We start from the raw sequence: 12,493 nt of genomic DNA, 5'->3' as shown, positions 1-12,493 counted from the left end.
GCAAAATTCAAACACCTAAAATAAAAAACCATTAATATAAAAACCGCCTCATAAACTAGTTATGAGACGGCCTCTTCTTTTGTTTTTGGCCGTTTTTTAGCGTGGAAAATACCTGGTGCATTACTTTTTGCGCATTACCCGCACGGCTGCCTTGTCTTTAAGTGGGAACCCGCGGAGCTGCGCTTGAACGTCGGCCGCGCGACTGCAATTATCAGGTATCAGAAAATGATTACAGCCTAAATTGAAAAATACCAGCAGCTCATGACAAAGAATCTGCCCTACGCCTTCCAGGAATTTCCGGAACCTAGACATCATTCGCCGCCCTTGACGGTTTAAACGCTTTTGTTGAACACATCCCAGGATAATTTCCCGCTGCCACTATAGCAGCCAGGGCATCAAACAGGTCCGGTGTTAAAAGCGCGGTCTTTTGCAACAGCTTTGAAATGGCCGGAAATGCACAAGTACAGTCAAGCACATTGTAACCTATATTTGTTTGCTTCGTAAAACGAAATCATGATGTCTGATAATATAACGGATATGAAATTCCGGCCGCTGCTGTTCCTGCTGATCGTTCTTTCGTTCAAAGTTGTCCATGCACAGGAGACAACATCAACTGACGAGCTTTTTAAGCAGGCCCGCACTGCGGCCTTCGATCAGAAAGATTATCTGAAGGCGATCGCCTTAAGTAAACAAGCCTTGCATCAAAGCCCCGATTATGCCGATATCCGCATTTTTTTGGGCAGGCTGTATACCTGGTCCAAACAACCGGACAGCGCACGTGCGGAATTTAACCGGGTGCTGCAAAAAAAACCTGATAACGAAGATGCCACACTGGCTGCTGCCAGCTTAGCATACTGGAATGACAATCCGGCTAACGCTTTAGATCTGTTACAGCACGGCCTGCACTATCACCCGGCATCGAAAGACCTGCTGCTTTTAAAGGCCAAAGTACTGGCCGGTATGAAGCGCTACAACGAGGCAGAGACGGCACTGGATTCACTACGGGCCACAGATAAAGGCAATACCGAAGCAAGGGCCTTAGCATCGCGTATCAGGGATTATACCTCCAAAAACAAAATAGGCATTAGTTACGACTATATTTATTTTGATAAACAATTTGATGCAGCCTGGCACCTGGCCAGCGTTGATTACACCCGCCAAACCGGTATCGGACCGGTTACGGCACGCTTAAATTACGCCAATCGCTTTAGCACCAATGGCACCCAGGCTGAACTGGAGGCCTACCCGCATATCTCGCAAACGTTCTATGCTTATGTAAGCGGCGGCTATTCGGGCAATGTGGGGGTGTTCCCAAAATACCGGGCCGGATTTTCGCTGTATGCCAATTTGCCCGCCGCTTTTGAAGCCGAAGCCGGTTTCAGGTACCTAACTTTTGGCGACCCTACCTGGATCTACACCGCTTCTATAGGTAAATATTATAAGCGTTACTGGTTCAATTTCCGCACCTTCCTTACCCCCTCCAACAGCGCCATCTCACAATCATTCGGCCTTAATATGCGTTATTATTACGGCGGGGCCGATGATTACCTGAGTTTGGGTCTGGGTACAGGTATTTCGCCGGACGACCCGCGGAATAACGTATTGCTTAATAACGGCAACCCTTATAAATTGCGTTCAGACAATGTATCGGCGGGTTACCGGCACGCATTTAAAACATTCAATTTGATTTTCATCAACCTGAGCCTGGTCAACCAGGAATACCGGCAACATACGCGCGGCAACCAGTTTGATGCAGGCATTGGTTACATCCGGCGTTTCTAAACCCTAGGTACATGAAAAAAAAACGATGGCTGTTAATGGCACTTGCCCTGATCCTGTTATTACCGCTATGGATGTGGCTGGCCTGGCTTTTTTCCCCTAAAACCAAGCTGGTAGCTGCCATTGTAGATAAAACGGTATTAACACAACAAGGACAGGAACACCTGTCATTCACCTGGATATTAAACCATAAGCGGCTCACTAAAACCCGCCGGAAAAGCTATAACGCAGCCAGCGACTATTTTGGCTTCTTCCCCCTGCGTGATGAAAAATTCAGGCTGAAGGGTTTGGAACGTTTTTCAACCGCGCAATTACAGCAACTAAGCGCCGATGCCGACCTGGTTTATGTGACAGATACCTACGGTATTTATAAAAACGAATGGTTCAGCGGCAAAGCAAATACCGAACGCTCAGGCATGCTGTATGGGGGCATGAGTGATAACGATGTTAAGCTGCTGGCCAATATGAAAGCTAAACACAAGCTGGTCGTGGCCGAGTTTAACAGCATCGCATCGCCGACTCCGGCAGGTGTCAGGTCACGGTTTGAACAGTTGTTTGGCATGCACTGGACAGGCTGGACAGCCCGGTATTTTGATAGTTTCGATACCCTCCTTAATAAAGAACTGCCGCATTGGCTTACGGCCGGCTACAAACGGGAGCATGGCGGTAAATGGCCTTTTCACCGCCCGGGCGTTGCTTTTGTAAATGATGGCGGCCGCGTGGCAATTTTAGAGGACAGCACCCACCTTACCGACCCGATGCCGCATATCATGAGCCTGGCTTACGGACAAAAGCAGCTTGGCCTTCCGCCCCGTATTAAATATCCTTTTTGGTTTGACGTGCTGGCTCCTGACCTGGCGGTTAACCATGTGATATCGCGATTTGATATTGCTGCCAACAAAAACGGGCGCGCTGAACTGGCTAAATATGGCATCCCGGCTACTTTTCCCGCCGTACTGATGCACCGGGGCGATGATTACCGGTTTTATTATTTCTCGGGCGATTTTTGTGATAACCCCATCAATTTTACCACATCATATTTCAAAGGCATCGGTTTTTTTAAATTCCTTTTTTATAACACCGGCGACCCTGCCGAACGCGGCAGTTTCTTCTGGACGTTCTATCAACCCCTGATGAACCATATTTTAGATGAAGAAGTGCAGCGGAAAAACCGCCTTTAGCACCGTTCAATATCGTGTTTTGGTCGAATCGGGGATCAGCCGCGCGCCATTGATCACCCGGTTGTTGCGCCGCTTGAACTGATCGAACGCATCTTTCAATTGGTTAAGTTTGGCCTCATCCTGCACAGGTTCTTCGCTCATATCGGCAGCTAGCTTAAACAGCGTATTGCCGTTAAGATGGTATTCGCCCTGTATAAAATCCAGCAAATCGGTTTTGGTTTGCATCAGCGGGTAGCTGTGGATATTACGGAAGCCCGCGGCCGTATCAAGCCCCTGCCCCATCCAGGCCACCAGCTGCGGACTTTTTATTTTGTAATTATGCTTTAAAAATTCGATGAGGCTGGGGCTGATATCAAAATGGGTAGATACGGACGACATTTGCGCCGTACGTTTTAGCATAGGCGAATAAATGATGAGCGGCACATGGAACCGGTCTATCTTATCGCTCATAGGCAGCTCGGGCATACGGTGGTCGCCGGTAATCAAAAAGATGGTATTGGCATAATCCGCACGTTTGCTGTAGGTATTAAAAAAGCTCCTCAAGGCATCGTCAAGATACAGAATGCTGGCATACTGGTTTTTGTAATTGCGGTACTGCTTCTTTTTGGCCTCGTCAAAACCCAGCTGCGTCATCCTTTGTTCAAAACGCTGCACGTACGCACCCTCTTCGTTTAACAGGAAAGGATCGTGGGTAGATACGGTGAGTATGACGCTTAATTGCGGGCCGTGCTGCGCAGGTAAGCGGGTGGCAAAATAATGCCTGAACAGTTCTTTATCGCTATACCCCCAGGTAAAGCCATTGATTGCCGGCAGTTTTACATATCCTGCGGGGAACGACCGCTGGTCGTTCACTTCATCCACGTTGTTCATCCGCATAAACATATCCATGTTGTCAAAGTGCGAATCGCCGCCGTAGTAAAAGCTGGTATGGTAACCATTATCTTTTAATAAGCGCGGTAACGACAGGTGACCGGGCATTTGGGCGCCCATTTCCGAAAAGCCATTCTTAGTAAAAGGTAACGATCCTAACAACGAGGGCAGCACCGCGAAAGTGCGCCCGCCTTCGCTTAAAAAGTTTCGCCAGTAAAGGCTTTTCCCCGCAAGCGAATCGATAAAAGGGGTGAAATTACCCAGGTAAGCCCCGTCATTGGTGAAAGCGCGGCCCAAACCCTCTACCAGCATAATCACCACATTGGGCGGCTGAGCCGCCGGTTTAAAAAAGGGCGACAACACATCCCCGGTACGATCGGCATGTAAAAATGGGTAATTAGCCGGGTCGGTATAATCGAAGGCGGCAGGCTGGCTTTTCACACCTTCGTAATCGCCGATATAACTATCGGCATAAATGTCCACATCATCGTCCGGAGGATAAAAATGACTCAGCGAAGCCGCATAAAAAAAACCGGATTTGTTGGCAGCCAGGTTATTGGCAAATTCTGACCGCAAATTAACCGGTTTTATTAACGAAGTAGTATCAGCAAACAGCAGCAGGAACGATAATGTCAATATCACCGCCGCCACGTTAAAGTTGATCCGCAGCTTGACAGGCAAAAGCTTAAAGGCAAAAACGATAAGCACCAAAAAAGCCAGGAACATTAGGATTGCCCCAACGCCTGCTCCGCCCGATGCGCCCACAGTTTGTTTAATATCGGCCCAGGAATAACCATAAATATCGGCGCCCAAAGGTACCAGCGTAGTTACAAAATATTTAATAAGCGCTAAATGGATGATCAGCGATAGGGTTATAACTACTTTATACAAAGTTTTAGCCGCTGTGGCATATAAGAAATAAATAATCAGGTAAATAACAAATGCCTTAAAAAGTAAAGTCAACAGGAAAGCGATATCGCCAAGCAAGGCCCAAAGTATCACTTTAAGCGGCGCGCCGGGCAACTGGTGCACGGCCCCGGTATAACCTATCTCACAAAAACTAAGTACAAACAGCATTAAAAGCCATAGCAAGGAAATGGCTATAAATGACTGGCTTGCCGCTTTAAACTTCCCGGTAAGTTGTTTGTTTGCCGCCATAGGGATATCAGTTACTTGATTTTTTTTGCGAAAGGCCCTGGCGCGTCATTTCGCCCCAGGAGTTCTTTTTCCGTAACAGGTCTATATTGCCTTTGATAGCCGCCCATACCACAAAAGGGTGAAATATAAGGGGCTCTAAAAATGCTGTTATCACCAGGTTCACGATATCTTTTTGCCGTTTGTACTGGTTGTATGTTAATACCTCCATCAAAATGGCAAAAACTGAGTAAAGGAAACCGAAGCTAAATATAAAGGCCAGTAACGTCAAAAAGAAGCTCCAGTTGATCCATCCGAACAAACTGAATACCAGGAAACTGACAAAGCCCGTAAATTCTACAATAGGCGCCAGGAACTCAAAAAAGAACCAATAAGGATAACTCACCATGCCCAGCAGGCCGTAATCGGGGTTAAAGAACATAACCCGGTGAAATTTTAGCGTTTCGATCGTACCACGCGTCCAGCGGTTGCGCTGGCGGCCTAAGATCTTAAATGTGGCGGGGGCTTCCGTCCAGCATAAAGGATCAGGGATGAACGCCACTTTATAAGGCTCATTGCGTTCTTCCATATAACGGCGCATGCGCACGACCAGTTCCATGTCCTCGCCTACCGTGCGGTGGTCGTAGCCGCCGCATTTGATCACTATTTCCTTGTCAAAAGCCCCGAAAGCGCCCGAGATCAGCAGCAAGCCGTTCAGGCGGCTCCAGGCCATGCGGCCAAGTAAAAACGCGCGGATGTACTCCAGCGTTTGCACGCGCGGCAGGAATTCTTTGGGCAGGTTGATACGGGTAAGCCGGCCGCCTTCAATTTCGCAGCCATTGGCAATACGGATCACCCCGCCCGTAGCTATCACGCGCTGGCCGGGGTTTTCCAGGAATGGCTTGGCCAACTTAAGCAACGCATCCTGCTCCAGTATGCAATCCACATCAATACATACGATATAATCATTACGGGCAATGTTTACGCCAACATTCAGGGCATCAGCCTTGCCGCCGTTGTCTTTATCAACTACCCATAATTTACGGTAAACATTATTGCGGCTTTTGTACACCCCGCGCACATTTTTGGTGGCTATTTGCTGGTTGACAAAAAAATCGGCTTTATACAGGTCATAGGCTGCGATCAGCTTGTCTAAAGAGTCGTCCCTGCTGCCATCGTTGATAATGATCACTTCCATATTATTATAATGGATGGATAGCAGGGAGCGGACGTTTTCGATTATATTGGCACCCTCGTTGTACGCCGGCGCCAGAATACTGATGCTGGGGGCCTGGGTCGAGCCGGCCAGTATCCGGTAATCGGTAAAGCTGTTCTTATGCAGGTAATTATTGGTTTCGCCGATGGAATAAATGCCTATAAATACATAGCACATGAGCAACAGTACCGAATAGCCTAATATGCAATAGGTAAAAATATCGGTGATGATAGTCTGCCAGCTCATACGGCCACCTCGCTTTTAATCTGGTTAATGATTTGGTCAAGCGGATGTTTATCCGCCAGCGGGTGGTGCTGTAAGGCTTTCATGCCTTCCGGCCCCAGGCCGGCCAGCGACTTTGCTACCCCTAGCTGTAATTGGGGATTACCGGTATTCAATAGATCGAGGAGTACCGGCATGTCCTGTTCAGCAGCTATATTTTTCAGCACTTTTACAATAGCCAGCTGATGCTTAATATCTTCTTTTAATAACCTGCTGATGAGTAAGGCGGCCGTATCGTCGCGATAAAGCTCACCCAGTGTAATAATCGCTTGCAGCCGGACATCCGGATCGTGATCCGGCAGACACGCGGTGATGGCGTGATACAGTTCAAACCGGTGGTAATCCCGGGCCAGCTTTAAGGCAAAAACAATGACCGTTTTGTTTTCAGACTTTAACCATTTTTCGATCCCGCTAAAGTTTTCGGCTGGCGTATGCGATAGTTCATGCAGCAGGCGTATTTGCTGCCACTCGGTAATGGGGTAGCTGACCACATCTAAAAACCGCAGGCCTTCAAAACCATACAACTTCACCACGGCCATCTGTGCTTCCATACGCACCAGTTCTTTGGCATGGTTGGTAAAACGGTATATATGGGTAATTTGTTCTTTTATACCCATCACCGCCAGTTCCTGTATGGCTTGTGCTTTTATATACCATTTCAGGCTTTTGAGCCGTTCAACAGCAAAGTTTTGCAGGCTGAGCTGCAGGTACAATTGCTTAAGATTACCGGCTGACGTACCGCTGATGTTTTTTCTGGCGTTGAGCAGTTCGCCGGTTAACAGTTCCCTGAAGTGAGGATCGGCATTAAGCAGTTGATGGGTACGTTGGGTTAACTGTATTGTTTTGTTATTGTCCCCATCGTCTTCAAAAAATATCGCTTTACGTATCAGCAGGTTGGCCATCAGCTTCCATTTTTTTAGTTTGCCGCCACGCCTGTTACGGATGTACATGGTAATAAGTATAAAAACGATAAGCGCCAGGATAAGACCTGTAAAAAAAAGAATTGCCAGGTTAAAATAATGTGGCCTGATATTCATTGATGATATTGATAAATAGCGCGGGGATACACTTACGCGGCCCCCATAAATGCAAATCTTCTGACACGAACCGACAACTCGTTAGGACTGAACGGCTTGGTAATGTAGTCATCGGCGCCAAGGGTAAATGCTTCCAGCACAACTTCTTCCTGCCCCATTCCCGAAAGTATAATGATCGGGATCTTTTGGGTGTATTTCTGACGTACGGCGCTAATAACTTCAAGGCCCGACGAATAAGGCATCATGATATCGGTAATTACAAGATCGGGTAAATGGTCTGCAATCTTTGCTAAAGCTTCACGGCCATCCTGCGTAACAATAACCTCATGCCCGTCCCGTTTAAGGCGGAACTCAAGGGTTTTCCGCATCAGATCATCGTCCTCGGCTATCAAAATTCTCATAACAATCTTTTATACGAACAACATTGCGTAAGGTTTAGTTAAAATCAAATATAAACATTCTTTGCACCGCGCCTATTTCAATAAACAAATTATTGCCGGGCTTAATTTTATTCGATAGTTTAGTAACTTAATATAAAGCAGATGTTAAACAACAATGCAACGGTTCCGGCTAATGAAACGGACAGGTTAATGGCGCTCTATGGCCTTGATCTCGATTACTCGGCCATTGAAAGTTACTTCAGGGACCTTACTGGATTGGCTGCCCGGATAACCGGCGCACCGGTTTCGCTGATCAATTTAATCGATTCGTATACCCAGTGGAGCATCGCCAAACATGGCATGCCCCTGCATTCTATGCCCAGGAAAGATTCGGTATGCCAGTATACCATCATGGAGGGAAATGATCATTTTGAGGTAAAAGACCTTTCTGCCGATGACCGCTTTAAAGATAAATTTTATGTTACCCGGCCCGATGGGTTCAGGTATTACTTTGGGGTTCCGCTGCGCGATGCCAACGGCCTGAACATAGGCGCCCTGTGTATTCTTAATACTGAAAAAAAGGAGTTGTCTGCCGAAGAAATAGAACAGTTAAAGTTAATTGCCGGCGAGATTGTTAACCGGCTGGAATATCTTCGTGAAATGCATGAACTATCCAATAGTTTAACTGCACTGCAAACAGAACATCGGGCCCTTGCGGCTGATATTAACGACCCCCTTTCAGGAATTGCCGGTATTTTAGACGTAATACTGGATACTGCAGGGGAAATAAGGTTGGAAGAGGTAATTGAATATGTCCGGTTGATGAAGGGCAGCAGCGATGCCATCCTCTCACTAACGAAGAAAGTACTTGATAATGAGGAAGGAAGACCGGATCTTGAAGGTGATGGCGACCTGGTTTGGCTGAAAGCGGCACTAGAGCGGCTTTATGGGCCAATATGCCGCGAAAGTAATATCGCTTTCCATATAAGCACGTCCGCCCGTACGGAAAGGGTCTCTTTCCCCAAAAACAAGGTGCTGCTGGTGGCGGGCAACCTCGTAGCTTATGCGATAGGGCAAACTTCCGCGCCAAATGCCATAGATGTTGCCCTGGCGCTTAAAGTTCAGGCTGACAGCCACCTGCTTGTGTTGGAAGTTTGTTATCCCGATGGAAAACAAGTACTAAATAAAACACAGAACAATCCGCTGAAGCTTATTGAAAGCTTGGTGACGGAACTCGGCGGCCGTATGGATACCAGACATACGTCCCCTTCAATCACATCCCTCACTGTTAATATCCGGCAACCATTATAAAAAGCAATATGATTTACCGGGTTCCGCTAAAGTTACTTTTCAACGGGGGCTTACCCGCATATTTGGCGCCTCAGGTCTAACAAAAAAGGGCAGTTGATAAAAAACGGCCTGGATCCAATTTCAGGTAGCCGGCGATAAAACTTATAAGTTATAATTACGCCGGGATTCACTTATTATGACAACACTCTCCGTTTAATAATGTAGCATGCCTTCGCACGGATACCCGGACGCATTTCCGCATAACCGGTTACCTATTCGTACCGGAACAACACCACAACCTATCGCGGTTACTGGCTGGGAACAGGCAGTATATGGAGCATAGTAAATTAATTATCCTCCCGGTTTGCATATAGGGTTGAAAAGCCATCTTTAACCAAGTAATTGAACGTAAAGCCAAGCTGTAGATTTAAACCGATAGAATAAGGATCACTGTTACCGAACCTGTTTGGAAGCGATGACGCAACGAAATAGTTTACCGCCCTGCTGCGTGCAAACACATGGTTAAACACCGGCGTGAATCCATACGGCCCGCCAGCATGCAGCCATTCCCTAGCCGGCGGGTTCAATAACAACAGGTAAGAGCCGAAAAATATCAGAAAAACCTGGGTTCAATTTGGAAAAGTTCTTAGTCAGATGCATTTAAAATTATTTTTTAGTAGACTTGTCTCAGTTGATCTTGCATAACCCATCCACCGATCCTAAGAACAGCAATTTTATAACGAATTGTCTTAAGGTCTCAGAGCGGGTGGAACCATCTTACCCCTGGTGGTTAAATCAGCGACAAGCAGAATTCATGAGTCTGATAAATAATTGATATGAAACATTTTTGTGTATGGTTCATCGTATGGTGTGCCACTATAGTACCGACGCTTGCGCAGGAAGAAGCGGCCGCAAAAGCGAACTTTGAGAAGGCTGCTGCGATACGCAGTGTGGCTTATAAAAATTACAAAAAAAATCAGGCGCTTGCCGAAAAATCGTATATAGAAGCTAATGAAATCTATCCCGGTGATCAGGATGGTACGTTGATGGACAGAAGGGACCTGCTTCCGCAATTACGTTTTGAAAGAGGCGACCTGCGAGGGGCTAACCAAGCTGCCCAAACAGTGTTAGATCGTCTCGGCAAAATGACGCAGGTATATGGTTTTAAAGGGCTTTCGCACAGGCTGGTACCTTCTGAAGAAATTAAAATGCAGGTGCTGCTGTATCGGGCGGATGCCAATATGACCTATGGCGACTTTGGTGTTGCCCGCGCTGATATAGAAAAGATGATCGCTATTGGTATTGACGAAAAGAACTATAAGAAGCTGCATTGGGGCTTTTGGACAGGCATGCCTGGTTCTATTGCACCCGTCCTTCAAAATGCGCAGTATATAGCCTTTTTATATGAAGATGTGCAGTTCATAAAAAAGCTCCAGCCTGTTTTTGAAAAGACCGGAGACAAGGACGTTTTTGCCACGGGCGAGATTTATGATCTTGTCCTGGGTAAGAACTATGACAAGGCCTTAACGTTGGCCGAAGATCTGGAAAAATCCGGTGGTACGCTCGGCCGTATAAATTCACGTGTGATAATGGCTTGGATATACGCATTGAAAAACGATCCGGCACGGTCAGAGGAATATGTGTTAAAAGCCAAGAAAAATATTTTTGTCGGGGATAGTTACGTAAGCCGGGTCAGGGCCGTCAACGCCCTAAATCAGAAAGAGTTTGATAAAGCGATTGGGTATGCTGCCGACGCTATGAAACCGGCCTATCGGTCCAATGGCAGAGACATTTTGCAACCGGGCCGTTTCTTTTATTATACGTTGCGTGCTCAGGCCTATACTGGACTGAAACAATATGAAAATGCCCGCGCCGATTTTGAAAAGGCACTGTTATATAGCGAAGGCTATGAACCGGCTGTCAGTGGCCTGGCCAACTTAGAAAGCCTGTTGGTCAAAGAAAGGCAGGCCGACAAACAAGGTCCGCAAATTACCATTACAGAACCGGCTTCAGCACGCGGCCTCAAGGTGGTTGCTGCCGGCAATGACCTGACCATTCGGGGTATCGCTAACGATCCCTCGGGTATCAAGGAGGTGAAGGCGAACGGCGAGTCCATGTATGTGCAACCTAACGGTACTTTTTGGGGAAGTATTAAGCTGGCCGAAGGAAACAGTAAAATTACGGTAAGCGCTACCGATGCTGCCGGAAACAGTTCAGATGCAGTAATTGAGGTGGAAAAGAAGGCCTTAGCTCAGGCAACTGATATATTGCCCGTGGTCAAAACGGAGAGTAAGAACTACGCGCTGATTATCGCTGCTCAAAACTATAATGACAGCAACATTCCCTCGCTCGAAAATCCTATCGCAGACGCCATCAAACTCAAACTCGTTCTCAGAAGCGGCTATAACTTCGCCGACGACCATATTACCACGCTGTTTAACCCTACTGTCGCCGACCTTAAAAAGCAATTTGCCGAACTTAACGATGCCATTCAGCCTGAAGATAATCTCATCATATTTTATGCCGGCCACGGGATCTGGGCAGACAAAGAAAAGAAAGGCTATTGGCTGCTGACAGACGCGCTTCGCAACGACCTGAACACCTGGTTACCGAACAAACTGGTGCTGGATATGATCGCTACGATCCCGGCCCGACACACGCTGCTTATCACGGATGCCTGCTTTTCAGGTTCGGTGTTTAAAAGCCGCGGACTTGGAAACGATGCGGCGCCGACATTACGCGACATGGACGAGAAAATTAGCCGTGTCGCCATTACCTCGGGTAATGATACAGAAGTACCCGACCAGAGCGTCTTTATGAAATACCTGGTGAAGGCACTTTCGGAGAACAAGGAAAAATACCTGACCGCCCAAAAGCTGTTCATTAACCAGATCATTGAACCGGTGATGACTGAAACAAAGACTGAACCGCGTTATGGCACCCTGGAGCTGGCAGGCCATATTGGCGGCGACTTTATTTTTACAAAAAGACAATAGCTGACGCCACGCTGCAATTCCGTAATAACGCCGGACGCCACATGCGGCGCAGGATAACCTCCTCATAGGTTGTTCAGACGGTGGGGAACTCCTTTGATCTTTCAACTACTACCGGGGCGCACTAGCAGCGGGAGCCAGCGGGGCACAGATTGATGGCATGTATGAGGGTAAAGATGATGTACAGAAAGAGTAAAACATTTGCTCAGAAAAAATGCACGGTATAATGTGGCCTACCGTCCCGTATACTTTTGTTGTAACCCCTCCTAAAAACCGGACTGTGTAAAGGACGAAAAGTCTTAACTTTAAACAGTCAAAGGATGAAGAACTC

At 47.1% G+C, this 12,493-nt stretch carries 9 protein-coding genes; 4 read left to right on the top strand and 5 right to left on the bottom strand.

Annotated elements, in window-relative coordinates; all coding sequences use genetic code 11:
• Positions 1–513 precede the first annotated feature (513 nt).
• Positions 514–1,782, top strand: coding sequence for a YaiO family outer membrane beta-barrel protein (locus Q3W13_RS25175; protein WP_302868785.1), 1,269 nt, complete (start codon positions 514–516; stop codon positions 1,780–1,782).
• A gap of 11 nt (positions 1,783–1,793) precedes the next feature.
• Entirely contained in the window at positions 1,794–2,960 is a 1,167-nt protein-coding gene (locus Q3W13_RS25170) for a hypothetical protein (RefSeq protein ID WP_302868783.1), read from the top strand.
• Positions 2,961–2,966: 6 nt separating this feature from the next.
• Here the strand turns inward: Q3W13_RS25170 and Q3W13_RS25165 are convergent, their stop codons facing one another.
• From Q3W13_RS25165 to Q3W13_RS25150, 4 genes are read right to left on the bottom strand one after another with little or no spacing between them, the layout of a single operon-like run.
• The gene (locus Q3W13_RS25165; RefSeq protein WP_302868781.1) at positions 2,967–4,988 is read right to left on the bottom strand and encodes an LTA synthase family protein; all 2,022 of its coding nucleotides are present in this window, start codon (positions 4,986–4,988) and stop codon (positions 2,967–2,969) included.
• Between the two features lie 7 nt (positions 4,989–4,995).
• Positions 4,996–6,426 (bottom strand): glycosyltransferase family 2 protein, encoded by a 1,431-nt coding sequence (locus tag Q3W13_RS25160; RefSeq protein WP_302868779.1) that lies wholly within the window; start codon positions 6,424–6,426, stop codon positions 4,996–4,998.
• Positions 6,423–7,499, bottom strand: a complete 1,077-nt coding sequence (locus Q3W13_RS25155) for a HEAT repeat domain-containing protein (RefSeq protein ID WP_302868775.1) — start codon at positions 7,497–7,499, stop codon at positions 6,423–6,425. Before Q3W13_RS25155 ends, Q3W13_RS25160 begins: the two co-directional genes overlap by 4 nt.
• A 32-nt stretch (positions 7,500–7,531) precedes the next feature.
• On the bottom strand, positions 7,532–7,900 hold the full coding sequence (locus tag Q3W13_RS25150) for a response regulator transcription factor (RefSeq protein WP_302868774.1): 369 nt from the start codon (positions 7,898–7,900) through the stop codon (positions 7,532–7,534).
• Between the two features lie 141 nt (positions 7,901–8,041).
• On the opposite strand from Q3W13_RS25150, the gene Q3W13_RS25145 reads away from it, so the two are divergent.
• Complete coding sequence (locus tag Q3W13_RS25145; RefSeq protein ID WP_302868773.1) at positions 8,042–9,190, top strand: GAF domain-containing protein; 1,149 nt, start codon at positions 8,042–8,044, stop codon at positions 9,188–9,190.
• Positions 9,191–9,516: 326 nt separating this feature from the next.
• Here Q3W13_RS25145 and Q3W13_RS25140 read toward each other — a convergent pair whose 3' ends face one another.
• Positions 9,517–9,756 carry a hypothetical protein gene (locus Q3W13_RS25140; RefSeq protein WP_302868772.1) on the bottom strand — a complete coding sequence of 80 codons (240 nt, stop codon included), beginning with the start codon at positions 9,754–9,756 and terminating at the stop codon, positions 9,517–9,519.
• 249 nt (positions 9,757–10,005) lie between these two features.
• Between Q3W13_RS25140 and Q3W13_RS25135 the strand changes: the two genes are divergently transcribed.
• On the top strand, positions 10,006–12,165 hold the full coding sequence (locus tag Q3W13_RS25135; RefSeq protein ID WP_302868770.1) for a caspase family protein: 2,160 nt from the start codon (positions 10,006–10,008) through the stop codon (positions 12,163–12,165).
• Positions 12,166–12,493: the final 328 nt, after the last annotated feature.

It is taken from the genome of Mucilaginibacter sp. L3T2-6 (assembly GCF_030519355.1).
Lineage (GTDB): Bacteria > Bacteroidota > Bacteroidia > Sphingobacteriales > Sphingobacteriaceae > Mucilaginibacter.
This window is presented reverse-complemented; position numbering and strand designations above follow the sequence as displayed.